General features: G+C 52.8%; 18 protein-coding genes. 6 read left to right on the forward strand and 12 right to left on the reverse strand.

The features are described 5' to 3' along the window. Window positions 1-209: 209 nt before the first annotated feature. The 10 genes from tpiA to Q2J39_RS06300 all read right to left on the reverse strand — a co-directional run bounded on the left by tpiA (window position 210) and on the right by Q2J39_RS06300 (window position 14679). Window positions 210-956, reverse strand: a complete 747-nt coding sequence (gene tpiA, locus Q2J39_RS06255) for a triose-phosphate isomerase (protein ID WP_230267539.1) — start codon at window positions 954-956, stop codon at window positions 210-212. Window positions 957-977: 21 nt separating this feature from the next. Then, window positions 978-2162, reverse strand: a complete 1185-nt coding sequence (pgk, locus tag Q2J39_RS06260; protein ID WP_288339538.1) for a phosphoglycerate kinase — start codon at window positions 2160-2162, stop codon at window positions 978-980. 382 nt (window positions 2163-2544) lie between these two features. Further along, window positions 2545-4173, reverse strand: a complete 1629-nt coding sequence (locus Q2J39_RS06265; protein ID WP_288339536.1) for a hypothetical protein — start codon at window positions 4171-4173, stop codon at window positions 2545-2547. Between the two features lie 304 nt (window positions 4174-4477). Further along, the gene (locus Q2J39_RS06270) at window positions 4478-4951 is read right to left on the reverse strand and encodes a 23S rRNA (pseudouridine(1915)-N(3))-methyltransferase RlmH (protein ID WP_230267536.1); all 474 of its coding nucleotides are present in this window, start codon (window positions 4949-4951) and stop codon (window positions 4478-4480) included. After that, entirely contained in the window at window positions 4944-6173 is a 1230-nt protein-coding gene (gene glyA, locus Q2J39_RS06275; RefSeq protein ID WP_288339533.1) for a serine hydroxymethyltransferase, read from the reverse strand. The genes Q2J39_RS06270 and glyA overlap by 8 nt, the downstream gene beginning before the upstream one ends. 442 nt (window positions 6174-6615) lie before the next feature. After that, window positions 6616-6900 carry a type II toxin-antitoxin system RelB/DinJ family antitoxin gene (locus Q2J39_RS06280; protein WP_230267534.1) on the reverse strand — a complete coding sequence of 95 codons (285 nt, stop codon included), beginning with the start codon at window positions 6898-6900 and terminating at the stop codon, window positions 6616-6618. A gap of 246 nt (window positions 6901-7146) precedes the next feature. Next, window positions 7147-11487, reverse strand: a complete 4341-nt coding sequence (locus Q2J39_RS06285; protein WP_230267533.1) for a PolC-type DNA polymerase III — start codon at window positions 11485-11487, stop codon at window positions 7147-7149. Then, entirely contained in the window at window positions 11487-12173 is a 687-nt protein-coding gene (rnc, locus tag Q2J39_RS06290; RefSeq protein WP_230267532.1) for a ribonuclease III, read from the reverse strand. Before rnc ends, Q2J39_RS06285 begins: the two co-directional genes overlap by 1 nt. 331 nt (window positions 12174-12504) lie before the next feature. After that, window positions 12505-13014: a pantetheine-phosphate adenylyltransferase gene (gene coaD, locus Q2J39_RS06295; protein WP_288339530.1), complete on the reverse strand. Its 510-nt coding sequence runs from the start codon at window positions 13012-13014 to the stop codon at window positions 12505-12507. A gap of 162 nt (window positions 13015-13176) precedes the next feature. Beyond that, window positions 13177-14679, reverse strand: coding sequence for an FtsW/RodA/SpoVE family cell cycle protein (locus tag Q2J39_RS06300; protein ID WP_288339528.1), 1503 nt, complete (start codon window positions 14677-14679; stop codon window positions 13177-13179). 122 nt (window positions 14680-14801) lie between these two features. Here Q2J39_RS06300 and def point away from each other — a divergent pair, with 122 nt between their 5' ends. The 3 genes from def (at window position 14802) to Q2J39_RS06315 (ending at window position 19657) form a co-directional block, all read left to right on the forward strand. Then, complete coding sequence (gene def / locus Q2J39_RS06305) at window positions 14802-15347, forward strand: peptide deformylase (protein ID WP_230267529.1); 546 nt, start codon at window positions 14802-14804, stop codon at window positions 15345-15347. A gap of 873 nt (window positions 15348-16220) precedes the next feature. Next, window positions 16221-18287: a ribonuclease J gene (locus Q2J39_RS06310; protein WP_255658232.1), complete on the forward strand. Its 2067-nt coding sequence runs from the start codon at window positions 16221-16223 to the stop codon at window positions 18285-18287. A 278-nt stretch (window positions 18288-18565) separates the two neighbouring features. Next, window positions 18566-19657 (forward strand): metallophosphoesterase, encoded by a 1092-nt coding sequence (locus Q2J39_RS06315; RefSeq protein ID WP_288339524.1) that lies wholly within the window; start codon window positions 18566-18568, stop codon window positions 19655-19657. A 167-nt stretch (window positions 19658-19824) separates the two neighbouring features. On the opposite strand, the gene Q2J39_RS06320 is transcribed toward Q2J39_RS06315, so the two are convergent. Together Q2J39_RS06320 and Q2J39_RS06325 are read right to left on the reverse strand one after the other, a co-directional pair. Further along, window positions 19825-21192 (reverse strand): DHHW family protein, encoded by a 1368-nt coding sequence (locus Q2J39_RS06320; RefSeq protein WP_230267526.1) that lies wholly within the window; start codon window positions 21190-21192, stop codon window positions 19825-19827. Between the two features lie 53 nt (window positions 21193-21245). Further along, a complete protein-coding gene (locus Q2J39_RS06325) occupies window positions 21246-22667 on the reverse strand; it encodes an MBOAT family protein (protein ID WP_288339521.1) in 1422 nt (473 codons plus the stop codon). A gap of 1033 nt (window positions 22668-23700) precedes the next feature. On the opposite strand from Q2J39_RS06325, the gene Q2J39_RS06330 reads away from it, so the two are divergent. The 3 genes from Q2J39_RS06330 to Q2J39_RS06340 are packed head-to-tail and all read left to right on the forward strand — an operon-like array spanning window position 23701 to window position 25834. After that, window positions 23701-24471: a hypothetical protein gene (locus Q2J39_RS06330; RefSeq protein ID WP_288339519.1), complete on the forward strand. Its 771-nt coding sequence runs from the start codon at window positions 23701-23703 to the stop codon at window positions 24469-24471. Next, window positions 24465-25004: a YqeG family HAD IIIA-type phosphatase gene (locus tag Q2J39_RS06335; protein WP_288339517.1), complete on the forward strand. Its 540-nt coding sequence runs from the start codon at window positions 24465-24467 to the stop codon at window positions 25002-25004. The genes Q2J39_RS06330 and Q2J39_RS06335 overlap by 7 nt, the downstream gene beginning before the upstream one ends. Further along, on the forward strand, window positions 25001-25834 hold the full coding sequence (locus Q2J39_RS06340; protein WP_288339516.1) for a VanW family protein: 834 nt from the start codon (window positions 25001-25003) through the stop codon (window positions 25832-25834). Before Q2J39_RS06335 ends, Q2J39_RS06340 begins: the two co-directional genes overlap by 4 nt. Window positions 25835-25898 lie beyond the last annotated feature (64 nt).

Below are 25898 nucleotides of genomic sequence, written 5' to 3' on the forward strand. Positions count from 1 at the left end.
TCCGAACAAAGGGTTCTCTCTAATTATCGTGTCCTTGACATGGGGTACACTTCATAGAAAGCGCTCCCTCTTCCCGAAAAAAATGTTTCGAAATGGACGCTGGCTATCGGCCGCCCGTTTTCTCCGGACGCTGCACTGGAAATGCGGGCAGAAGAAAAGCCCAGCCGCAATGGCCAGGCTTGTTTCCGGGATTACTTTGTTATTTTGGACTACTTCGTTTTTTCGATGATTTCGATGAAGGAATCCGGTTTGAGGGAGGCACCGCCGATCAGAGCACCGTCGATATCGGGCTGAGCCATGTATTCAACGATGTTGTTGGGCTTAACGCTTCCGCCGTACTGAATGCGAACTTCTTCCGCAGCCTTGTCGCCTGCGATTTCACGAACGACGTCGCGAACGAGTTTGCAGCAGTTTTCCGCGATTTCAACCGAAGCAGATTTGCCGGTACCGATTGCCCAGATTGGTTCATAGGCAAGAACGATATTGGCATATTCTTCAGCCGGGATGTCTTTCAGGGAACCCTGGAGTTCTTCCGTGATGACATCTTTGGTTTTGCCGTTGTCGTATTCTTCTTCTGTTTCACCGATGCAGAGAATTGGAGTGATGCCTGCCGCAAGAAGCTTTTTGGCTTTCTTGTTTACGGTTTCGTTGGTATCGCCAAACATCTGACGACGCTCGGAATGACCGATGATGCAGTATTTCACGCCGAGTTCTTCGAGCATGGGAACGGATACTTCGCCAGTGAATGCGCCGGCATCTTCGAAGTGTACGTTTTCAGCGGCTACGATGAGGTTTTTCGCTTCATCGAGTGCGGTTTTCAGGTCCGTGAATGGAACGCCTACGCCGTAGAGTCCTTTGTCGCTGACGGCTTTCGCGTCAACTTCTTCAAAGAACGCCTTGGTTTCTGCGTTGTTTTTATTCATTTTCCAGTTTCCAACAATAATCTGGTCTCTCATGATTCAATCCTCAGTCTCTCTCTAGTCTTTTTCTGCGATGATCGCAATGCCTGGGAGCGTTTTGCCTTCCATGTATTCAAGAGAAGCACCGCCGCCTGTGGAGATGTGGCTGAACTTGTCTTCGAATCCGAGCTGGATAGCTGCTGCTGCAGAGTCGCCGCCGCCGATTACGGTTGTAGCGCCTGGCAGTTCCGAAATGGCTTCGCAGACTTTGAGTGTGCCGTTTGCGAATTTTGGCATTTCGAATACGCCCATCGGGCCGTTCCATACAACGGTCTTCGCGCCTTCAAGGGTTTTCTTGAAGAGTTCGATGGATTTTGGTCCGATATCGAGGCCCATCCATCCGTCAGGAATGTCTTCGCCGACGATCTGGGTGTTGGCATCATTGGAGAATGCGTCCGCAATTACGGTATCTACAGGGAGAACCAGCTTGCCTTCGCCTTTTTTCAGAATCTGTTTTGCAAGATCAATTTTGTCTTCTTCAAGCAGGGAGTTGCCGACATTGTGGCCGAGTGCTTTTTCGAAGGTGTAGGCCATGCCGCCGCCAACGATAACTTTGTCGGCTTTGTCGAGCATGTTTTCGATAACTGCGATCTTGTCGGATACTTTGGCACCGCCAAGAATGGCTACGAATGGATGAACAGGATCGTCTACAGCCTTGCCCAGCATGTCTACTTCTTTTTCCACCAGGAAGCCGAGTGCATTATCCGGCAGGTTGGAAGGAATGCCGACGGTCGAAGCGTGTGCGCGGTGTACAGAACCGAACGCGTCTTCTACGAACATGTCTGCAAGACCAGCCCAGTATTTGCCGAGCTCAGGATCGTTCTTGCTTTCGCCTTTTTCGTAGCGAGTGTTCTGCATGAGCAGAATTTCGCCTGGTTTGAGGGCGTCAACCATTGCTTCAAGTTCTTCGCCGCGTGTAACGGGGCAGAATTTTACAGTTACATCAGGAAGCAGTTCCTGCAGACGCGGAGCGACGATGCCGAGATCGTTTTTCGCTTTGTCCTCGTCTGTTTTTACTTTGCCGAGGTGGGACATCAGGATGACCTTCGCGCCGTTGTCCGTGAGATATTTGAGTGTAGGAATAGCGGCTTTAACGCGATTGTCATTGGTGATCTCGCTGCCTTTGTGCGGTACGTTCAAATCAGCGCGGACGATGACTTTCTTACCGTTCACATCGAGATCTTTGACAGTTTTCTTTGCCATGGATGCAGTGTTTCCTCCTTTAATCATGTACTTACGTACGTTCTTTTCTAGTATATCACCGGCCGGGATGCTTTGAAATTTCCAAAAGTGAGCTTGTGAATTCTTACGCAAACATCGAAGTGTTAACCGCTTACATGAATTTCGCTCAGACAGCCTTATTTTGCCGATCCAATGGAAAAGGCCGGGTCCGCAAAGCGCCCGGCGTACCGGAAGTATGCCGGCATGAGAGAAAGATATATGAACGCGGACAGAATATCTGAAGCGGCGCTGGAAAAGCCCAGGGGCGGAACGATCTTCACGCGTCCAGGTTCTGGTCCGCTGGGAAATGGAGCAGATCCGACGCAAAGACCAGAACGGTGCAGGTTGAAAAAACGGACAGGGGTCAGATGACCGCCTGTCCGTTGACGTAAATGTGAAAACCGTTGGTGATGATGTTGGTTCCCGCCGGATTTTCGTTAACGAATTCGGTGAGATAAATATCGCTGCTCAGAGCGAGCGTGGACGAGGCGTCCATGTGCAGAACAGCGGTTTTCATGCGCTGATCGGAATTGATTGATCCGCCAAGTCCGGATGCGCCGGTCAGGGTAATGTTCACTTCGCTGTTTTCGTCGCCGTTAATATTGCCGTACACAACCTGGGTTACGGCATTGATCGTAACTTTGGAGCGTTCCGCCTGCACCAGCGTTGTAAATCCGGTCAGCTGCATGGAGGCGTTCATGTTCAGAACGAAGTCGCTGTCGCGTACCGCGAACGCCGCTCCATTGGGATGGTCAGCCCGGCCGATGTAGCTGAACGAGCAGCTGTTGAGCGTCAGTTCTGTCAGACCCTGCGCCTTTTCCCAGCGTCCGTCCGTGCGGGCCACGAAGGCGCCTTCCATGCCGGAATCGCTGTCCAGTCCGTTCATGGTAATCGCGCAGTTGGCGAGCGTTGTCTTTGATCCCGGAATCAGAACGGCTGCCGAAGACGTGTTGGACGCCATGCTCAGGCGGCTGCCGTTAAAGGTGCCCGCGTTGAGCAGCGTCGGCGAAGCCAGACCGTTTGTTTCCGTAACGCTGGAATCCGCAGTCACGCTGCCGTTTGCATCGACGTAAAAAATCGGCGAACTGTTAGCGAGCGTTTTCTGCAGACCGTTGGAAACGGAAACCGAACCGTGATCAAGTGCCATGAAAAGCGGCGAGCTGTCGCCCAGAGCGGTGACATCCGAGTCGGTTACCGAAGCGGTGGCGTTTTCGCCGCTGACCGCTACTGCAGGCGCACCGACCGCGTTCGTGTTCAGAACGGTACCGAGGACGTTGATCGTCGATCCCGGCGTACCAAGGATGGCGGCGTTAATGCCATAGCGCATCGTATTGTCGAGGTTTGTGGAGTTTCCGGTTTTGTTGAGAATGGACTGCGAAAGGGTCGCTGAAGCCAGACCTTTGGCCAGCACCACGCTCTGATCGGGCTGCGCGCTGTCGAGTCTGGCGGTCAGCGTCTGCGCGTCTTCAATCGTGTTGACGCCAGAAGCCTGATCGAGCACACCCGGCTCATTCTGCTCTTCCGAAGAAGCCGGCTGTTCCGAGGCGGGTGCCTGCGAAGAAGCGGTTGAAGAAGAAGCGGATGAGGCGATCGTTTCCGTTTTTGGCGGCTTGTGTGCCGAGGCGATCGCGGAACTGCTGAACTTGTACGTCGGCAGCGACTGAATGAGTACAGCCGACAGAAGCAGCGAGAACAGAGCGCCGGTCAGTCCGGTCACAAGCATGCTCAGTTCCATTTTTTTCGAATGAATCATTTCCTGCCAGTTTCTTTTGCCGCCTCTGGACATTACCCCATAGCCCAGAAACAGAAAACTGGCGATCCCGCAAAAGACAATCCAGACAATCAGGCCGATGCTGACTCTGGACTGTGTGCCGCCGGTGGCGCTGAGCAGTGCGTTCTGCGCTTCGCTGGCCTGAAGAATGCCGACGAACATGAAGTACGCAAACAGAATCGTTCCGGCGATACAAATGTAGCGAATGGCTCTCTTTTTCATGAAAGTCCCCCTGAATCTGATTTCCAGAACCGGCCGGTTTCCGGAAATCCCCTTGTAATGCTGCCCGTTTCTTTTTCTCTGCGTCTTTTCGAACGGATCCAGTTTCCTGTTCGCATATAGAAATCGGACCAGACAGTCAGAGAAAAAAGCAGGGCAGAAATCTGTTTTTCATTATACGACACAAAAAGGCGGCACCCATCCGGATACTGGACAGATGCCGCCAAACGTTTCGGTAATTTTTTCAATCCGCTCTCTTTTCTCTCAAAAGAAGAGAAGAGAAAACGATCGATTTATTCCGGCTGCCCTATTTGTGGTAGGAGCGGCCTTTTTCAATCATGAACGAGCGATAAATCTGCTCTAGCGTCAGCACCCGGCACATCAGATGCGTAAACGTCAGATCGGAAAGCTTCCATCGCACATTCGCCCGTTTCATTAGCTCTTCGCTGGGACCAAGCGATCCGGCAATGACAAAGACAAGCGGCTTGCCGGCATTCGTCCAGGATGCCCGCTCTTTCGCGAATTCTTCGGAGGACCAGCTTTTTCCGTGCAGGTCGAGAAGAATCACAAAATCATCGGGGCGGATCTTTTCAAGGACCCGGTCGCCTTCCGCTTTCTTAATGCGGACAGCTTCCTTTTCAAACTGCGATTTCGTATCGGGTTCGTCCTTGAATTCCAGCACTTCCATGCGATCAAACGCGCTCATGCGCTTGACGTATTCCGCTTCTAAAGCACGAAGCGCCTTGTCCTTGTTTTTGCCTATACAGAACAGCTTAATCAAGAACGGCCTCAGCCGGGTATTTCGCGGTCAGCTTACGTACTTCTTCGCGAACGGTTTCTGCGGTCGCATCGTCGCCGGCTTTGAGAACCTGAACGATCCAGCGGGCAATCTGTTCGAATTCCTTTTCGCCCAGACCGCGGCTGGTCATGGCTGCGGAGCCAAGACGGATACCGGATGTGATGAACGGTTTCTGAGTATCGAACGGAATGGTGTTCTTGTTGACGGTAATGCCAGCTGCGTCGAGCAGACGTTCGGCTTCCTTGCCGGTCATGTTCAGCGAAGACAGGGTGTCGAGCAAAAGCAGGTGGTTGTCGCTTCCGCCGGAAACCATGCGGATGCCTTCTTCGTCAAAGACGCGGGCCATCGCCTGCACGTTGTCGAGAATGCGCTGCGCATAGGCTTTGAATTCGGGCTGGCTGGCTTCGTAAAGGGCAATTCCCTTTGCGGCGATGACATGTTCGAGCGGTCCGCCCTGCATGCCAGGGAACGTGCGGGAATCGAGTTTCTTCGCGTATTCTTCCTTGCAGAGAACCATGCCGCCGCGCGGGCCGCGCAGTGTTTTATGCGTGGTTGTCGTTACAAAATCGGCATAGGGAACCGGCGATGGATGCAGACCGGCTGCAACCAGACCGGCGATGTGCGCCATGTCGACCATGAGCAGAGCCCCGGATTTTTTCGCGATTTCGCCAAGACGTTCGAAATCGATGATGCGCGGGTAAGCGGAAGCGCCGGCAACGATCAGTTTCGGATGGTATTCCATAGCGAGTTCTTCGAGTTTATCGTAATCAATGCGTTCCGTTTCGGGATCCACATTGTAAGGGATGAAGTTATACGTACGACCGGAGAAGTTCAGAGGGTGACCGTGTGTGAGATGGCCGCCGCTGGTCAGGTCCATACCGAGTACGGTATCGCCGGGTTCAAGGACGGTGTTGTAAACGGACATGTTGGCCTGGCTTCCTGAATGCGCCTGTACGTTAGCGTGTTCGGCACCAAACAGTTCCTTCGCGCGCTGACGGGTCAGTTCTTCGGCCTGGTCAACGTAGACACAGCCGCCGTAGTAGCGTTTGCCAGGATAGCCTTCTGCGTATTTATTTGTGAGGACAGAGCCCTGAGCTTCACGGACTTCGCTCGACACATAGTTCTCCGAAGCGATCAGTTCAACGTTCTGTTTCTGACGTTTTTCTTCGCGGGAGATAATTTCAAACATTTCAAGATCTCTCATATATGTCTCCTTTTATGTCTCCTTTTGTGTCATGACGCCTGCGCGTCATGTCTCATAGGATAACAGAAACCAAAAGGCGTGCTCATTCTTTCTCGGATCCCTTTGCGCTTTGCCCGAAAAATTCACAGTTTCGATCAAAATCTCTGAAATTCGTTCCGGCTTTACAAATGTAGCACCACACAAAGACAGTGCCTGTCCAGCACAGTCACTTTTGCAGAACTTGCGCGATTTCAGAGCGTTCAGTCTTCCCCAACCCGGCAGAAAGGCGCATCGGAAAAAGAGAATGTCAAAATCCGGTTTGCGCAATGCATACCGCCGATCCGGGCACAGAAAAAGCCGCGGCTTTTTGGAGAAAAAAGGGCGGCTTTCGTTTCGATTTCAAGTAGAGGGCGTTTGGAGCACGCCCAGCTCGCGTCGATTCAAAGACGCACAGACCGATCGTCTAGCGGCGACGGATGGCGCGAATCAGACGCACGATGAGAGCCACGCTGGCGGCAGCCGCTGCGCAGATGGCGCTCCACTTTACGATGACACGGATCGTTTCTTTCGTTTCAGATACAGGAAGATCCTTTTCGGTGACTTCAAACGGAATTTCCTGTTCGTTGACCATTTTTCTTGCGAACAGCTGGAATGCATCGTCGATATCCATGCCCAGTTCTTCGCACAGCTCAGCCATTTCGTCTCTGAGCTTTTCGTTCATTTCAAAGCTTACATTCGTTGTTGCCATTCTCGATACCTCGCTTTTCCCCGATTATACCATGGGCCCCGCTCCCCTCGAGACGGACATGCCGGACCATCTGTGCAAACGCAAGGCAATGTCTCATAACGTTCTAAAGAAAAAGACGGCCCGAAAGCCGTCTTTTCAACTGCGTCTGAAACACGCTCTGTCAAAATTCTGAAAATGGAAAACGAGGCTGAGCAGACATTTTTCAGAAGGATCCAGAGTGCCCTTGAAAGCCGGATAAAACCGGATTTAGAACAGCGTCAGCTGATCCTGTTCGGCGAGTCCTTCGAGGGCGCCGAGGTAATCGAGGCGTTCAATCAGCGTTTTGGAAAGGCCTGTACGGCGGAGCAGATCTTCCTTGGAAATAAACGGACGTTCTTCTCTTGCCTGTACGATCGAGCGGGCTACGTTTTCACCCAGCGAGTCGACGGCCGAGAACGGCGGAATGATTGCGTGATCGTCATCGGGATCGAAGATGTATTCGGTTGCGTGCGAACGGGTAATGGACAGCGGCGAAATGCGGTAGCCGCGCATGTACATTTCATACGCCAGCTCGAGCGTGTCGTACAAGTCTTCTTCCTTCTTTTCCAGCTTGCGGGTTTTCTGCTGGCGAATGCTTTCGATTTCAAACATCTTTTTTTCCACGGCGGTCAGACCGCTGGTCATGACCGCCAGATCGGTGGCATCGGCACGGATGGAGAAAAACTGGCAGTAGTACGCCCGCGGGATGTGAACTTTAAACCAGGCGATGCGCACCGCCATCATAACGTAGGCAACGGCATGCGCCTTCGGGAACATGTACTTAATCTTATGGCACGAATCGAGATACCAGTCCGGAACGTTGTGCTCGTGCATGAGCTCTTCCCATTCCGGCTTGAGGCCTTTTCCCTTTCGCACGCTTTCCATGATTTTGAAGCTGTCGGCGGAAGGCAGACCGTAGCGGATGAGATCAACCATGATGTCGTCCCGGCATCCAATAACCTGACGCAGGGTACATGTACCGTTGTCGATCAGATCCTTGGCGTTGTTCAGCCAGACGTTCGTACCGTGAGACAGACCCGAAATGGAAACCAGCTCGGCGAAAGTCGTCGGCCTGGTCAGTTCGAGAATGCCGCGAACAAACGGCGTACCAAATTCCGGCAGACCGGCCGCGCCGGTCGTTTCCTTGTAGCGGGTAGTATCGAGGCCGAGCGCGTCGCAGCAGGAGAACACCGACATCGTCGCCGGGTCGTTCATCGGAATCGTGCGGACATCGACCCCGGTCAGCCGTTCCATCATTTTCATGGCGGTCGGGTCAACGTGGCCGAGAATATCGAACTTCAGAATGTTGTCGTGAATCTGGTGGAAGTCGAAATGCGTTGTTTTCCACTCCGCATACGGATTGTTGGCCGGATACTGCACTGGCGTGAAGTCGTGCACGTCCATATCGAGCGGTACGACGACGATGCCCCCTGGATGCTGGCCGGTCGTCCGCTTGACGCCGGCGCATTCCTGGGCAAGGTCCGTCCGCTTGTATTCCGAAAACGGGTGGTCTTCCATGTGCATTTCTTCTTCGTACCCTTTGACGTAGCCGTAGGCGGTTTTTTCCTGCACGGTACCTACGGTTCCGGCACGGAAGACGTGGTCTTCTCCGAAAATGGTTTTGGTAAAGGCGTGGGCGTTTGGCTGATATTCGCCGGAGAAGTTCAGGTCAATATCCGGAACCTTGTCGCCGTGGAAGCCCAGGAACGTTTCAAACGGAATGTCCTGGCCGTCGCCTTTCATCGGGGTGCCGCATTCCGGACAGTTCTTGTCCGGCAAGTCGAATCCGGAATGGATATTCGGATCTTCGATCCATTCGAGATGCTTGCACTTTGGACACAGGTAGTGCGGCTTGAGCGGGTTTACCTCGGTAATGCCGGACATCGTCGCGACGAAGGACGAACCGACCGATCCTCGCGAACCGACCAGATAGCCGTCTTCGTTGCTCTTTTTCACGAGCAGATGCGAGATGTAGTAAACCACGTAGTAGCCGGCACCGATGATCGCGTCGAGCTCGCGGGTCAGCCGGGCTTCGACCGGTTCGGGCAGCGGCGTGCCGTACCATTCGGCCGCCGTCTGCATGCAGATGTCGCGCAGCTTCTGATCCGAGCCTTCCATGGCTGGCGGATACAGCCGGTCCTTGATCGGAAACAGCTCTTCGCACTGCGCGGCCAGTTTTTTCGGATTGTCGAGAACGATTTCATGGCGCAGCCTGTCGTCCACCCAGTCAAAGGCATCGAGCATCTGGCGCGTATTGAGAAACGCCTGATCCGGAGCGGAAGTGCGCAGACGCAGCGATTCATCGCGGATGTACAGCGGATGGCGGGTAGCGCCGGCCAGTTTGGAGTTGATAAAGATGTCCCGAACGCGTTTAAGTCTTGGCGACACGTAATGGCAGTCGCCGGACGCAATGACCGGAACGCCGCATTTCTGACCGCCATCGAGAATGAACGTCAGAATCTGCTTCAGTTCGTCCACACCGTGAATGGTCTGGCTGTCGAGCAGGTTTTTATACACGGGAAGCGGCTGCACTTCGAGATAGTCGTAAAAACCGATCGCGTCGCAAAGTTCCTTTTCGCTGCGCGTATGGGCCAGATCGAAAATTTCGCCGTTCTGGCAGCTCGATCCAAAGAGCAGGTTTCGCTTGCCGTGGTATTCCTGCAGGATGCGTCTTGGGATGCGCGGCTCGCCGGTAACGTTGGTGGAGTTCGGATTGTATTTGAGATATTTCGTATGCGAGAGCGTAATCAGTTCAAACAGTTCCTTCAGGCCCTGCTTGTTTTTCGCATAGACGGTGACGTGATAGGCAAAGTTTTTGCGCAGAGCGCTTGTCGGATCGGGATGGGCGATCGATTCGAGCGTGGCGTCCATGCCCCAGTCGCGAAGCAGGTACAGGAAAACCAGGCTCAGAACTTCGGCATCGTAGTCGGCACGGTGCGCGCCTTCGCCGTCATAGCTGACGTCGTAATGGCGGCAGAGCGCGCCCAGACGGTAGCTGCGCAGTTCGAACATGGCGCGCGCTGCCGGCAGGGTATCGATGACCGGGTTGTCGAATTCCGGCTTGCCGAGTTCTCTGGCGGCCGCGTTCAGCATGCCGTAGTCAAACTTCGCGTTATGGGCAACCAGAATCGCGTCGCCGATGAAGGCGCGGATGTCATCAAAAACCTCTTCCATCGGTTTCGCGTCATCGACATCCGACTGACGAATGCGGGTCAGTTCGGTAATGGATGCCGGGATCTGGCGCTTCGGGTTAATGAACATCTGGCGGCGGTCAATGATTTCGCCGTTTTTCATTTTGACGGCACCAAATTCAATGATCTTGTCGAGGCGGCTGGAGAGACCCGTCGTCTCCAGGTCGAATACAACGTATTCCGCTTCATCGAGACGCTGATCACGCAGGTTCCAGGCGACGGTGTATTCGTCGTCGACCATCGTCATCTCGCATCCGTACAGCATTTTGAATTCGCGCTCCGGCGCTTTTTTCTTCAGGGCTTCGATTTTGTGCTGGGCCATCGGGAACGCCTGCACGACGTTATGGTCGCAGAGGCCGATCGCTTCCATGCCCCAGTCCCAGGCCTGCTGAATGTACGATTCGATCGGGCTGACGCCGTCCATTTCCGAGAACGTGGAATGAACGTGCCATTCGATGCGCTTTTCCGGTTCCTGGTCGAGAATGCGCGGGGCGCTGATTTCTTCGATCGTGCGGATCCGGAACGCCATGCCGTGCTTGTAGTTGTCGTAAGCGAGCGAGCCGACGATGCGCAGATACTGGCCGACGTGATACGACTCCATCATCTCGAGCGTCATCGAGCGGCTTTCAAACGTCTTGCAGAACATGGCGTCGTCATCGTCGGACAAATACAGCTCGAGCAGTTTGGAGCCGCCTTTGAGTTCACGCACTTCGACGGCGAACACGCGGCCTTCGATCGCCACGTTATCCATGCCTTCTTCGAGTTCACGGATCGCGACTTTTTCCGCCTGGGAGGCCGGGCGACGGCGCCAGGATGACTTGCCGCCGTTCTGGGGAGTTTCCGGACGGGGCTGCGGTTTATGCGCGGGCATCTGGACCGCTACGCTGGGGACGGCTTCTTCTTCGTACGTCCGCTCGCGCAAAACCCCTTCAACGGCGCACGAAAAGCCGATCTTTTTGAGTTCGTCTTCGAGCGTCGCCTTACTGGCTTCGATGGCGTCCTGCGCATCCGGCGTGTAGACGGTATAGGAAAGCGTGCCGTCTTCTTTCATGGACGGCGTATGGTCGCCGAAAACTTTCAGATCGCGGTTTCTGGAAACGAGATCGCGCAGATACGGTTCCATCAGCACGAGATTGACTTCGCTCGATTCGGGTTCAAAGCCCAGGAAAATATCGGTATGCAAAGCGAGCTTCAGATCGTGGACGACAGCGCTGTAAAGACGGAAAGGCGGAATTCGATCCACCTTCCAGTACATTTCCAGTTTTTTTGTCTTCGAATGGAAGCAGGGCGTCTTGCAGAGCGACGCCTGTTCCAGAAACGATCCAAGTTCTTCTTCGAACGCGACATCCCCCAGCAGTTCAAGGACGCGCACTCCCATCAGCAGGCCAGCTTTCCAAGCGCTTCTTTGGCCGCTTTCTGTTCCGCGCGCTTTTTCGAACTGCTTTCGCCTTCGCCCATGCAGATGTCATCCAGGAACACGCCCATGCGGAATTTCGGGGCGTTGGACGGTCCGCTTTCTTCGAGCAGACGATACTGAATCGTCTGGCGGTTATTATCGGTCTGCACATATTCCTGCAGCTGTGTCTTGAAGTCGGTGACATCATCCGGCTTCTTCGCCGTAATGAGCGGCTTCATGTATTCATCGAGAATATCCTTGGCCGCATCGTAGCCAAGATCGAGGTAAATGGCGCCCATGCAGGCTTCAAACTGGTCCGCGAGAATGGACGGTTTATGGCGGCCGCCGTTTTTCTCTTCGCCATGACCGAGGCGAAGAAATTCGTACCAGCCCAGCTGCTTGTTCAGACGGGCGAGCGCGCTTTCGCAGACGGTCTGCGCGCGGATCATCGACATTTTTCCTTCGTTGAGCGGCGGAACCATGTTGAACAGCGTATCGGAGCTCCAGATCTGCAGCACCGCATCGCCCATGAATTCCAGACGTTCGTTGCATTCGACATCGGTGTCGTTTTCGTTGATATACGAGGAATGCGTACACGCCTCATAGTAGAGTTTCAGATTGTGCGGTTCATAGCCGCGTTCTCGAACCCAGTCGGTCAGTGTTCTCATTCGGGATGCTCCTTTCAGTCAAGCCGCATATTTGTGCGGCATATTTTATTTTGGGATTTTGTAAAATGCACAAAGTTTCTTCTTTATACAATAGGTGCTTTCGAAAAATCTGCCGGCTGCATGCACGGCCGACAGGAAGAAACAGCGATCATGGACCGCTGTGAAGATTCATTTCAATTTTAATGGAAAAAACAGAAAGAACAGAAGGCACTGAACTGAGTGTAGCGAGTTTTGAGGCGCATCGCAAAGTGCGAAAGCCTGCAGCTTGCACGCCCATTTTGTCGGAGGACAAATGGACCTCGTTTTTGTACCCCGATTTGTCCGGCGGTTTCTATCCGATCTGGAGGTCCGAATTGGCCGATTGCGAATGCGCCAGTTCGGGCTGAAGTGCTTCGAATACGCAGCGCGGAACCATCGATTCAATGCTCTGATGGTATTTCAGAAACTCGCGCACCGTCGTCGAGGAAATCATCGAATACGCCGGATCGCCAAGCAGAAAGACGGTGTCCATTCCTGGATCCAGTTTTATGTTGGCCCAGGCGTTGGCCGCTTCCCCTTCGTAATCGGAAGGATTGCGCATCGAGCGGATCAGCACATTGGCCCCCGCTGCTTTGGCGCTCTCCACCGTCAGTCCGGGGCAGAGCTCAACACGGACATTTTTCAGATCCGCGCAAATGGCTTTGAGCAGTTCCACGCGCCGTTCGGGTTCGAGCAGATTGTGCTTGAGGGAGTTGGAAGCGACCAGAACGATCACTTCTTCAAAAACCGCCGCGGCGCGGCGAATCGTATCTTCATGCCCTACGGTAGGCGGATCAAACGATCCGGCAAAGGCTCCGATCATACGCGTATCCTTTCCGGGGTCTGGAATGATTTTCCCAGACCGCCTTCTTATCGATTCGAGTTGCTTATCTTCTATTCGATTTTCGTATCTATTAATTTTTGTCTAAATGGCGCTGCGGCTGCGCCGCTCACCGTCTCGTGCCGAGCACAGATTGCGCCCTGCCTAGCGCGTTCTCTTTTTCCGGCTGCGTGTTCCCGCGTTTCTTCCTCTTGAAGTTCCGGTTTTCGCCGCAGGCGAATCGTGCGTGACACTCCGTCGTACCGAACGCGCGTGAAGAACGCCGCTCGTGCGTTCCGGCTCAGTGTACGCAAATTCCTGTCCAGCTGTCTCGCCCATACCTATCATCGCCTGCAGCTGCAGATCGTCTTCGAGCGCGCGGGCTGCAAGCGCGGCCTGTTCGGCTTCTTTTTGCGCTTCGATTTCCTGTTCGATCTGAATCTGACTGATCGCGTAAAAATCGAGACCGAGTACAATACCGACCGCAAGCAGAGCGGAACCGCCGGCCGAAATAAAGAGCAGCGGCACGCCGGTCATTGGAATCAGCGTGCTGACGCCGCCGATGTTGATGAAGAAGTGGAGCAGGAAATACGCTGCCGAGCACAGCAGCATGACTTTAAACTGCGGCTTTGCGGTCGCCAGAGCCCAGTGGAGCAGACGCCACAGAAGAATGCAGTAGCAGACCGTAATCAGAAGCAGACCGAAAAAGCCGAACTCTTCAATGACAATCGCGAGGATGTAGTCGGATTCCGCCTGCGTCAGAAAGCCGTATTTACGAACCGAACCGCCAAAGCCGCGGCCGAAAAATCCGGCATCGCCCAGAGAATACAGCGCGTTGGCCGGCTGATACCCTTCAGAATGAATATTGATATAAGGATTTTTCATATTCTCGATTCGAACGGCGATGTGGCGAAGCAGCGGGACGTTTCGAAACAGCGTCACAAACCAGTCCGAAAAGTAAATGCCGACGAGCAGCAGAAGAAGCACCACAAACAGAAAGATCACGATATAGCGCTGTACTTTCGTCAGATCCGCATCCGCCGTCGCCAGCAGGCCGACCAGACCGATGCCCAGCGTGATGATCAGCGAACCAAAGTCTTTCTGCGCGCCCCCGATAAAGAACACACTGATCAGAAGCAGAAAAAGCGGCAGAAAGAATCGCTGTCCAAACGGAATGGGTTCCGAATGTTTTTTCCCGGCGTTTCGTGCAGAAGACGCCAGAAGCAAAATGAGCAGCGGCTTGCCAAATTCCGATGGCTGTATCGTGAGAGGCCCAAGACGAAGCCACGCCTTCGAACCGTTCACGTCAATACCGACAAGCTGAACCGCAAACAGCAGGAGGATATAGAACAGACACAGAAATATTTGCGTTTTGGCATTGAAGAGCTTCATCCAGTCAAACTTGCGGGAGATGAAGACCATAGCTCCCCAGGATACGACCACAAATCCAATCTGTTTGAGGATTTCCTGAACGTAGGAACGCGTCATGCCCACGGTCGTTCCCTGTTTGGAACTGAGGACCATCATGGATCCAAAAATCATCAGAACAATGACGGCTCCCATCAGCCAGCGATCGCTGCCGCCGGCGGGTACGAGCCAGTCTTTTATATCAAACTTCCCCTTTTTTCTGCCTTTGGCAGAAGATGGGGAAACCGTTGTTGAATTCATTGGAGTTACTCCCCCTTAAATGGACTTTCATTTTATCATACCGTCAGGACACCGGCTCTTGCGCATTTGAAAGGGCCATAGAAAACCATTAGAATACCGTTTAGGAAACGGAGGGCATAAATATGGTACTTTCCAATGATTCCATTATTCACGATGATCAGCCCGAAATCCGCTCGCTGTCGGCGGATGTCGAGCTTCCGCTCAGCGAGGAAGACCGCGAACTGTTATTCGCGATGCATCGCTACGTAAAAGACAGTCAGGATGAAGAACTGTGCGAGAAAAACAATCTCTCGCCCGCTGTCGGCATTGCGGCCATTCAGGTCGGCGTTCCCAAGAAAATGATCGCCGTTGTCGTCGACGCGGATGACGGCACGACCCTCGAATGGGCGCTCGCCAATCCAAAAATCATTTCCCGCTCCAAGATGATGACGTGTCTGCCGGACGGCGAAGGATGCCTGTCCGTGCCGGAAGCCCATCCAGGAAAAATCTTCCGCTACGACCGGGTCAAAGTGCGCGGCTACGATCTGCTCACCGATCGCAACGTGGTCATTCAGGCAACCGGTTATGCGGCGATCGTGCTCCAGCACGAAATCGATCATCTGTCGGGCATTCTCTACTACGATCATTTAAACGATCCCGCACCGGCAGCCTATACCGTTGTGGAATAAGTTAAACAGAAACGATGAAGCCTGCGCGCCGATGCAGAGCCCGTCAAATTTCGAAAACCGTCTTTTCCAGGAGTATTCTGTCGATCAGAGTACTCTTTTTTCATTGCCGCCGTCCTCCTTACTTTCTCCTTCCTCTCCCCTTACGGGCACTGTGCTCGACTGCAAATTCCCTCTTTCTGGCTTTTTCTGGACCGACGGGGAGGCAGCGTCTTTGCATGCGAGAACATCCATTTCATAACAGCCCTTGTCGAAAAACACTTCAGGTTGTCTTTCCTGTCCGGATCGTGAGCGATAATTCTATAAAAGCAATGATTCTGTGCAACAATATCCAAAGATCTCCAGAAGACCGGCCGGACCGGTTTCTTTCCGCGTGGGAAAACAGGAAGACCGGATCGGAAATATGGTCTGGAAAAAACCGTTAAAAAACCGTTTAGGAAGATGAAAGAACCGGCGATCAAACAGGCGATAAGAAGAGGAATCCAAAAACGCTTTTCTTCTTTTAGTAAATCTTTCGTCAGTCCGGCAAGCGGCTGCCCTTATGCTAAAATAGAAGATAAGAAGCGGCATGCTGAAGAGAACCCCTCTTCCCTGCCCGCACGCTGCGCGCACGCCTGCAGGACTGAACCCCCTGCCTGCGCATTTTCAGTATTCACCCCAGTTGATCAGGATCGAATCCTCCCGTCTTTTTAAGCAGACGGGAAATCTTTTCCTTTCTTTTCCGGCTGCTGCCCTGCCCTTTCGTCCTTTCTTTTGGTTTCCATATTTTATGAATACCGGAGTGAATGAAACCGGCTGGAGCGCAGAACCTTCGAATACTCCCCCTGACGGCTAAGACTTAGCCCCGTTTTAGAAAGGATCTGTTCTACCATTCCAATGAACGAAAAACCAGTTAACAACACGTCAACTGCGGCTGCTCCTTCTTCTGCAGAACGCGCCCCAAAGGCGCCTGCAGCGCAGAAGAAACCGGCACCCCGCAGCACTTCTGCGCCCCGATCGAATAATCCGGCGCATCACAAATCTTCCGGCCATTCCGGAAACAGCCGCAATTCAAAAGGTGTCGGCAAGCCTTTTGTCCACTCCCCTGTCCCCGCCATCGGCAGTCCGTCCACTCGAACGAAAGTTCTCCCGACGGATACGCAGATTTACGCGCTTGGCGGACTGGGCGAAGTCGGCAAGAACATGTACTGCTACGAACAGGGCAATGAAATCGCCATCGTCGACTGCGGCGTCCTGTTCCCGGATGATGATCTGTTAGGCGTTGACTACGTCATCCCGGATTATCACCACCTCATCCGCAATAATAACAAGCGAAAAATCCTTGTCATTACCCACGGTCACGAAGACCATATCGGCGGCATCCCCTTTCTGATCAAGCAGGTCAACATCGATGCCATTTACGCACCGCGCTTCGCGAAAGCCCTCATTGAGAAAAAGCTTTCCGAACACAAGGACGCGCCGAAAGTTCCGATTATTGAAATCAACGAAAACTCGGCCATCAAGACCAAGTACTTCAACATCGGCTTCTTCAACACGATCCACTCCATTCCGGATTCGCTCGGCGTCATGATCACCACGCCAAACGGCACGATCGTTCACACCGGCGACTTCAAGTTCGACCTGACCCCGATCGGTCAGAACGCGGACTACCAGAAAATGGCGTACATCGGCGCGCTCAAGCCGGATCTGCTCATGTCGGATTCCACCAACTCCGGCGTCGACGGCTTCTCCATTTCGGAAAAGGACGTTTCCAACGAAATTCTGCGCATTATGGCCAGCACACCGCACCGTATGATCGTCGCGACGTTCGCATCCAACGTTTACCGTGTGGCTCAGATTATTGAAGCCGCGCTCAAAACCGGACGCAAAGTGGCTGTCTTTGGCCGCTCGATGGAAAATGTAGTCGACATCGGACGCAAAATGGGTGTTATCAAAATCCGCAACGAAGATCTTCTGTCTCCAGAAGAACTGCGCACCACCCCCGATAACAAAATCTGCATTCTCTGCACCGGAAGCCAGGGCGAACCGCTCGCCGCGCTCAGCCGCATCGTCAACGGTACCCACCGCTTCATTCACCTGAAACCGACCGATACCGTCGTCTTCTCGTCCAATCCGATTCCAGGCAACGACGCTTCCGTAAACAAGATTGTGGACAAGCTGTTCCGCTCCGGCGCAACGGTTCTGAACAAATCCGTGCTCAACAACCTGCATACGACCGGCCACGCGTCCAAGCAGGAGCAGAAGCTGATGATGCAGCTGATCAAGCCGCGTTACTTCATGCCGATTCACGGCGAACACAAAATGTTAATGCAGCATCGTCAGTCCGCCATGGAACTTGGCATTCCGGAATCGAACATTTTCGTCTGCGCCAACGGCGACGTTCTGCTGCTGCGCAACCACGAAGTGATCCAGTCCGACTGGCGTTACCAGGGTGACGACATTTACGTCGACGGCAACGACATTTCCGGTCTTTCTACCGCGGTTCTCAAAGACCGCCGCATCCTGGCCGACAACGGTCTGGTGGCTGTCATCGTTCCGATCGATTCCAGCGCCAACAAGCTGCTGGCAAGACCTGTTATCGTCAGCCGCGGCTTCGTCTTCCTGAAAGACGCGCAGGCGCTGCTCAAGGAAGCCGAATTCATCGTTTCGACCAACCTGCAGGCCCGACTGAAAGAAAGAACGACGTTCGCGGACATCAAAAACTGCATCCGTTCTTCTCTGGAGCCTTTCCTCTATAAGAAGACGCACCGCAACCCGATCGTTATTCCGGTTATTCTGAACTCCAAGAAAGCCATGGAAGAACTCGCCGCGCAGCATCGTGCAAGACAGCAGGCCAGAAAAAACGCCGGTCATACCCAGACCCATGCCGCAGTGCACGGATCCAGATCGGCGGAAAACAAACCTGCACCCGCCGCCAAACCGGCTTCGCAGGAAAACAGCTGATCGAGAGAATCCAGCCCTCGGTTTTAGCCGATCCACAAATTCATTCTGATTTTTACCAGGCGGTCTGCACAGACCGCCTTTTCCATACCTCTGAAGCTTTTCTTCTCCGCATCGTTTCGATCTGGAGCAGGAATGCCGGTCCCGGTCCGGCTAATCCAGCCGGTCACGCGCCGCCCGCGGGAACACTGCTCGAAAAAGAAAGAGGATATCTCTATGGAAGCCAATGATTTATAATAGATTGTCCATGAACCCATTTTTTAGGCGAAAGGAGCAGGATTATGGCCAGACGAACCGCGCATCGCGTACATTCCCGAAAAAGAAGACAGCCTTTGTGGCTGACAATTTCCATGTGGGTGATCGGCATTGCCGTATTCTGCATGACCTGCCTGACCCTGACCCTTTACAACGGCATTTTCGTTGCCCCCTACCAGGTGCACTCGAACTTTTCGCAAATCCGTTCGACGAAAATTCCCGCCTCTCTGAACCAGCTTTCGATCGTCTATCTGAGTGACATCGAATACGGCGAGAATTTCCCCGTTGAAAAAGGCGATAAACTCTTTGATGAAATCGCCTCTCTGGATCCGGACGTTCTGCTGATCGGCGGCGATCTCTTCTCGAAAAATGCGGAAGTCAGCGGTGAAATGTGCGATCAGATGGTGAACTGGATCAGCCGCGTCGAAGCGCCGAGCGGAAAATTCGCCGTCTATGGCGAACAGGATCAGACGTCCATGAACCGTCTTCTCGAAGTCAATGACGTCTACGGTCGAAGCCAGGTCGAAATGCTCGACAACGCTTCGGTTCTTCTTTCCAACGGTTCGGGCAGCGGCATTCGCCTCGCCGGTCTGGGCCTGCAGCCCGACCCGGAAGCGATTGCGTCCACCATTCCCGGCGACACGTATTGTCTGATGCTTTCCCACTTCCCCGACAATTTGCTTGCGGTACAAAATTCTTCGCTTCGTCCCGATCTTGCGCTTTGCGGAAACTCCCACGGATCGCAGGTGAAATGGCCGATTTTCGGCAATTACCGGACGGTGGAAGGCAGCACCCAGATCAACCGATCCAAGTCTCAGAAGCTTTCTTTCCCGTACACCATTTCCAGCGGCATCGGCTGCGTGGATGTTCCCGCCAAAATCAATTCCCCCGTCGAATATTCTTACTTCACGCTCGTCTCCGGCTCCAAAGCCGACGACAATGCTCCAGCGCAGGCGCCGCTGCTCACATCCAGTTTGCAAAGCGATGCCTCTTCTCAAACCGACGCACCTGCAGAAGATGCGCAGTCCGGTACGGATCAGCCTATGGAGGGCGAAACTCCATCTGCGGAAACTGAAATGCCAGTGGAGAATCCAGAAGCCGCTCCTGCGGAAAACTAAGGGATACAGCCAATCCGGATTGACAAGAAATCCATTTTTTCTGTTTTTGGAGAGACTCTTCGCAGAATTCTCTCATCCGGTTCAGCCGCTTTGAGCCAAATACAAACTCGACCCTTGGAAAAGGCCAGTCCGTTTTGATTCGGACTGGCCTTTCGCTATTTTGAAAATTAGTGGAGCTTTTCGTCGATGGCAGCTGCCAGTGTGGTGGTGTTGGCCAGCTGGATGTTGTTGACGACGATCAGATCGGTGATGTTGTTTTCCTTGCAGAAGGTTACAAAGTTGCCTTCCGCATAGCGTTCATCCATCGCATAGACTTTGTCGTAGTTGTTGACGATCCAGGGGACGAACGCACATCCGTAGGATTCGGAGATGACCAGGGCGGAACTGCCGTCGTTGATTTCGTTGTTGTCGATTTCAATGAAGGGCTGGTCGCCGGCGATAAAGCGCATGTAATGGTTGTACTGGTCGATGGCTTCGGACGTATTTACGACTTGCGCATCGTAGTACTGATCGCTGTTGGGGTTGCCAAAGTCGCCGGTGAATACTTTCATGGTGTTGCCGCCTTTGGGCACCCAGGCTTCAAACGTATCGGGTGTGAACGTAGCGGTCGGCACCATGCCGGTATAGGAACCGGTGAACGGATAGTATTCGAGACGTTCGAGTTCATCCTTGTTCACAGGCTCGATCCCTTTGACTTTGCAGAAGTTGAGATAGGCATAATAGGCGCCAAGCTGTGTCCAGTGATGGTCGGTACGGAAATAGAGCGGTTCGGAAGAATGTTCCTTCAGGATGTCGTACGTGCCAACGGGTTTGACCAGATCGTTGTAGCGGGAATAGAAGTATTCAATGCCCTGCTTGGCATCGGAACCGGAGAGCTTTTTGTACGTTTCGTCATCGAGCATGATCGAGGCGTTTACCGGAGCGAGAATCGAGTAGACGTTGGTGATCCCTTTCAGCTCCTCCGCTGCGCGGTTGAGAGCGGAAGTATACGTATCGCAGGCTTCCTGTACAAAGTAGAAGCCGCCATAGGCGCCGCCGTCTTTAATCAGCAGACCTTCCATGATGGAGTCTTCAATATCGGCGGCCAGCTGATTGGTTTCCGGCGCTTCAGTGCGCTTTTCAAACTGGCTGTCGGCGGACTGTCCCTGTTCGCTGCTCGCGGCGCTGGAACTGGCTTTTTCCTTGCCGCCGATCTCATCGGCAGTGACATTGCCGCCAATGACCATCTCGTTTTGCGGAATGCCTTTGAGCTTCTGAAGGTCGTTGTTCATCGCAACGAGCTTTTCGCGGCCAGGATAGCTGTCCGCGTACCACGTGGAAATCTGCGAAAACCAGGATCCATCCATAAAGGAGGTCAGGCTGAACGTCGGAAACGGGGTCAGATCGCGCTTTTCGATCGCGGAAGTATTGGGACGCAGCGGCAGCAGCAGTCCGTTGATCGTCCCGATGGCCATGCAAAGACAGAACAGGGCCACCGCCAGCGCTCTCGAATAATAAAGAATTTTTCGCTGCTTTCTGGAAAATCGTTTTTTCATATCAATCTTTCTAGGAAGCGGAAAGACCGCTTCACACGACTTGGGTTAACGGATCAGAACTGGAAATACAGGAACGGGTTATAGGCGTTGCCGATAAGCGCAAGCACGGATATAGCAAGCAGGAACAGCGGCAGAGCGACCTGTTCAATGGAATAGAGGGCGAAGCCGACGGAATTATTGCTGGCCCAAACCGAAAACAGACGTTCGATCCAGACGCTCAGCGTCGTGCATCCAATCATGCAGGCGGCGATGAGGAAAATATTGGAAAGGAAGACGGACCATACGGACCAGCTGAAGAAGCCGGCACCGTTCAGTCCAAACAGACCTTTGAATGCCAGAATCAGCGTGTTCGCATCTTCAAAGCGGAAGATCACCGTTCCTAAGAGGACTACGGATAAGGTATACAGGCGGTTCCAGCCGTTGGGAATCCGCTGACGAATGACAAAGCGTTCGAGCAGCAGGAAGCAGAGGTAGTAAAGGCCCCACAGAACATAGTTCCAGGAGGCACCATGCCACAGACCGGTCAGAAACCAGACGACGATCATATTGCGTACGTAAATGAGAGTACCGCCGCGGCTTCCGCCAAGCGGGATGTACACATAATCCCGGAAGAACGAAGACAGGGAAATGTGCCAGCGTCTCCAGAAATCCTGAACGGTAACGGCCATGTACGGATAGTTGAAGTTTTCCAGATAATGGAAACCGACCATGCGGCCCATGCCGATCGCCATGTCGGAATAGGCGGAAAAGTCGAGATACAGCTGGAGCGTAAAGGCCAGCGCGCCGATCCAGACGCCAAGCACCGGCGTTGCGGCCAGCGTCTGCGCGTTGGTAGACATCAGCTGATCGGCGACCTGTGCGATGCCGTTGGCAAGAATGGCTTTTTTGGCCAGACCGATGCTGAAGCGGCGAATGCCGGCGTACACATCGTTCATCGTGACGGAACGATGTTCGATTTCATCGGCTACGGTTTTGTAGCGAACGATCGGTCCGGCGATGCACTGATGAAACAGCGAAGAATACAGAAGCAGGCGCGCGTAGTTTCGCTGAGCCTTCACTTCTCCGCGGTACACATCAATGACATAGGACAGAAGCTGGAACGTATAAAAGGAAATGCCGATCGGCAAAACGATTTGCGCGACGTGTTCTGGAAAGCCGGTGAGCGCCTGCATAGTAGAGCCGATAAAGCCGGTGTATTTGAAAATGGCGAGCAGCCCGAGCAGGGCGACGCATTCCACCGTCATCCAGAATTTCTTTTTCTTTTTGCTTTTGAGATTTCCGATTCGCAGGGCGCACACCCAGCTGATCGCGGTTTCTCCTAATAAAAGGAGAAGATACATCGGACCGCCCCAGGAATAGAAGATCAGTGACGATACGAGCAGAACGGTATTCTGATAGCGTTTGGGAACGCACAAGTAAATGCCCATGCTGATCGAGAGAAAAGCAAAGACGAATAACAGACTGGAAAAAACCATAGTACCCTTCCTGTTCAAAACGGATCCGCCGTCCAGTTTTCCGGATGCCGGAAAAGAATCCTGGTCGGACTGCCGTATTTTTCTGTTCTATACAAATTGGATTTCGTTTCGGGCAAAGCGGCGATTCGAACTCGATTCCAACACCAAAAGGATATTGATCAGACCCGGACAGATTCTGGACGAATCTCGAAGATGCAAATTTGGAAAACCGAAACGCTTCCATGCGCTGTGCGATCCGTTTTAGCCTCTTTTGCTGACCCCTTTGAGCGTCCGTTTAAAAGCGTCAAAAAAAAACGGACAAATCTATCCCGATTTCTGAAAATCAATTTGTATTTTCCATAATTCAGTTTGAAAAGAAGACACAGAAAAGCTTTTCTGAGCGGCTGTGCTCCGCTTTGATTTCGACCGATTTCTGTCGATATTCAAGCGTACGCAAGCCCAAAATCAGCCGGTGTCCTCTTTTTGCCCTAATACCATACCACCTTACAAACGTCCCGGACAGAGCGCGCTGAATCGCTCGTGCGCTGGAAAGAAGAAACATCAAAATATGCGAAGTCCAATCCAATTTATTTTGATCGTCAAAATTGTCTATTCTTCGACTGGAGCGCTTCGATTGGCGGCGAGAAGATCCCAAGTTTGGGTTCTTTGTCTGGCTCTGTCTCCTGCCGTTTAAAGATGCGGCTGAACTGACTTTCCAAAACGTAAGCGGATCCCCGAAAATCGCGTATTTCCCGATAGAGAAAGCTCTTCTGAATGGTTCTTTCCTGCTTGATCCCAAGACGATCCCTGGTTTTTGCAGGAGCTCTTTCTGTACAGAGCTGGAAAAATGATTTATTTTTGAAGATTGTAAGAGGTTCTATACATTTTTCATCTGTACAAAGAGCCTGTTTTTTCCATTTTGTCTACCCCTATTGTCTAAAACCGGTTGTCTAAAGCCTATGGGATCGGGATCTTCTCGATTCCAGCGGCTGACCGTTCTATAGATTTATGGATACGGATCTGAATCCGTCTCAACGCAGAAAGGAGCTCCTGAATGGAAGATTTTCCCCAGCTGATTGTCATGCTTACGCATAACGATTTGACCATTCCCGACGCAGAGGCTGTCTTTGAACAGTGCAGAAACAGCCCCGCGGCATGGTTTGGCTTTAAAGAAGAACCGCTGCCGCTTGAACAGATGAAGGCACTGTGTCATCGCATGAAAGACTGCGGCAAGCACACGGCGCTTGAAGTCGTCGCCTACAGCGAAGAAGAAGGACTCGAAGGCGCCCTTCTTGCCGTGGAATGCGGCTTTGAAATGATGATGGGTACGAAGTACTCGCCGGCCATTCACGCCATCTGCAAAAAAGCGGGTCTGAAGTACATGCCCTTTGTCGGAAGAGTGGAAGAGCGGCCTTCCATTTTATATGGAAGCGCCCTGGAGATGCTTGAAGAAGCCAGAGCCCTGGCCGAAGCCGGCGTGGACGGCATCGATCTGCTTGGCTATCGAAGTCCCGAAGATGCAGACTTGCTGATTCGTGAATTCGTCGCCCATTGCCCGCTTCCGGTATGCGTTGCGGGAATCATTAACGATTATGGCCGTCTCGACACGCTGCGCACTTGCAGGCCCTGGGCCTTTACGATCGGCAGCGCCTTTTTCGAAAATCATTTTGGCGGCCCGATCAATGAGCAGATTGAAACGGTCTGCCAGTATATGCAGACGCCTTTGACAAACACGGAGAATACTGGGGATACGGCACGCCCGGCAGCGAAAGACAAATCTGCAGAAGACAGGGCGGCTAAAACGAAAAAGGAGACGACATGCTAGAAAAGTATTATCCGTATGAATACGTCCCCTCGGTTTTTGCGATCGATTATGAAAAGCTCTACGCTCAGGGCATTCGCGGGCTGATTTTTGATCTCGACAATACGCTCGTTCATCATGGCGATCCATCCACACCCGAAGTGGACGGGCTGTTTGCCAGACTGCATCAGCTCGGCTTTCAGACGCTGATCCTCTCGGATAACAGCGAAGAGCGTATTCTGGATTTTCTGAAAAATATCGATTCGCCATACGTTGCCGAAGCGGGCAAGCCCGATCCCGCTGCCTGCCGGAAGTCCCTGGAGATGCTGAATCTGAAGGCGGATCAGGCCGTAGTCATCGGCGATCAGATTTTCAAGGATATTGTCTGTGCCAATGGTGCAGGTATCCCCAGTATTCTGGTCCACTACATTACCGTTCCGGGACAGAAGATCGGAAAAACCCGCTATGTAGAAGCCGCTCTTCTGAAACTGTTTCAAAACGGCCGATACGATCATCGGCTAGGTCATATCCGTCTGAAGAAAGGAGAACAGGCATGAGTGAGCGCAGACCTCTTTCCGAACGCTATCCGTTTTTATGGCAGCTGTCGGTAAACAAAGGCATTCTGGTTCGTAACATACAGGACCTGGTCTCGAAAGAAACCATCTCCAGAACACGGCAGGAGGAACCGCTTCCGTATGTGGTGGCTTCCTATTCCGTTCCCATGATGAAAAAGGGACCGGGAATCGATCCCGTCACGCAGGAAAACAAAGCAGTCAATGTCCACATCGCTTCCAGCAAGCTGACCGGCATGATCATTCATCCAGGCGAAACCTTCTCCTTCTGGAAAACCGTCGGTTCCATTTCTCGAAAGAAAGGCTACCGTGAAGGACGTGTCATTAAGGACAACCGTCTGATCGTGGATGTGGGCGGCGGTCTGTGCAATCTGGCCAACGTGATCTGCAACGCGGTTTTACGCAGTCCTTTAACCATTACCGAATTCCACCAGCATTCCGATGCGCTGGCGTGCGATCTCGACCATCGCATTCCCATGGCCAACGGAACCTCGGTTGCCTACAACTATGTGGACTACCGTTTCAAAAACGAAACGGATGCGGATTTCCAGCTGGTGATCATCTGCCCGGACGACACCCTGACGGCGGAACTTCGCAGCACCCATCCATTTGATCAGACTTATCGCATCACGGAAGACGATCATCATTTTGAAAAAGAAGGCGATACCTATTACCGCATCAGCAAAATTTATAAGGAAGTCTGCGATGCTGACGGTTATCTCCTAAACCGCGAGCTGATCTGGAACAACCATTCCAAGGTCATGTTTGATCCATCCATGATTCCTGAAGACATGATTCGCACCTCCGAAAAATAATGGCTCTACGAAAATATTTGTGGGATCCTCCGAGCCAATGTCTTCATATAGAAAATAAAAAGGG

This window comes from uncultured Allobaculum sp., assembly GCF_948576815.1.
Lineage (GTDB): Bacteria > Bacillota_I > Bacilli_A > Erysipelotrichales > Erysipelotrichaceae > Allobaculum > Allobaculum fili.

What these genes read in the sequence shown, in the direction of transcription:
- tpiA (WP_230267539.1), bottom strand. Translation starts at nt 956, where the DNA reads ATGAGAGACCAGATTATTGTTGGAAACTGGAAAATGAATAAAAACAAC.
- pgk (WP_288339538.1), bottom strand. Translation starts at nt 2,162, where the DNA reads ATGGCAAAGAAAACTGTCAAAGATCTCGATGTGAACGGTAAGAAAGTC.
- Q2J39_RS06265 (WP_288339536.1), bottom strand. Translation starts at nt 4,173, where the DNA reads ATGAAAAAGAGAGCCATTCGCTACATTTGTATCGCCGGAACGATTCTG.
- glyA (WP_288339533.1), bottom strand. Translation starts at nt 6,173, where the DNA reads ATGAGAGATCTTGAAATGTTTGAAATTATCTCCCGCGAAGAAAAACGT.
- Q2J39_RS06280 (WP_230267534.1), bottom strand. Translation starts at nt 6,900, where the DNA reads ATGGCAACAACGAATGTAAGCTTTGAAATGAACGAAAAGCTCAGAGAC.
- Q2J39_RS06285 (WP_230267533.1), bottom strand. Translation starts at nt 11,487, where the DNA reads ATGGGAGTGCGCGTCCTTGAACTGCTGGGGGATGTCGCGTTCGAAGAA.
- rnc (WP_230267532.1), bottom strand. Translation starts at nt 12,173, where the DNA reads ATGAGAACACTGACCGACTGGGTTCGAGAACGCGGCTATGAACCGCAC.
- coaD (WP_288339530.1), bottom strand. Translation starts at nt 13,014, where the DNA reads ATGATCGGAGCCTTTGCCGGATCGTTTGATCCGCCTACCGTAGGGCAT.
- Q2J39_RS06300 (WP_288339528.1), bottom strand. Translation starts at nt 14,679, where the DNA reads ATGAATTCAACAACGGTTTCCCCATCTTCTGCCAAAGGCAGAAAAAAG.
- def (WP_230267529.1), top strand. Translation starts at nt 14,802, where the DNA reads ATGGTACTTTCCAATGATTCCATTATTCACGATGATCAGCCCGAAATC.
- Q2J39_RS06310 (WP_255658232.1), top strand. Translation starts at nt 16,221, where the DNA reads ATGAACGAAAAACCAGTTAACAACACGTCAACTGCGGCTGCTCCTTCT.
- Q2J39_RS06315 (WP_288339524.1), top strand. Translation starts at nt 18,566, where the DNA reads ATGGCCAGACGAACCGCGCATCGCGTACATTCCCGAAAAAGAAGACAG.
- Q2J39_RS06320 (WP_230267526.1), bottom strand. Translation starts at nt 21,192, where the DNA reads ATGAAAAAACGATTTTCCAGAAAGCAGCGAAAAATTCTTTATTATTCG.
- Q2J39_RS06325 (WP_288339521.1), bottom strand. Translation starts at nt 22,667, where the DNA reads ATGGTTTTTTCCAGTCTGTTATTCGTCTTTGCTTTTCTCTCGATCAGC.
- Q2J39_RS06330 (WP_288339519.1), top strand. Translation starts at nt 23,701, where the DNA reads ATGGAAGATTTTCCCCAGCTGATTGTCATGCTTACGCATAACGATTTG.
- Q2J39_RS06335 (WP_288339517.1), top strand. Translation starts at nt 24,465, where the DNA reads ATGCTAGAAAAGTATTATCCGTATGAATACGTCCCCTCGGTTTTTGCG.
- Q2J39_RS06340 (WP_288339516.1), top strand. Translation starts at nt 25,001, where the DNA reads ATGAGTGAGCGCAGACCTCTTTCCGAACGCTATCCGTTTTTATGGCAG.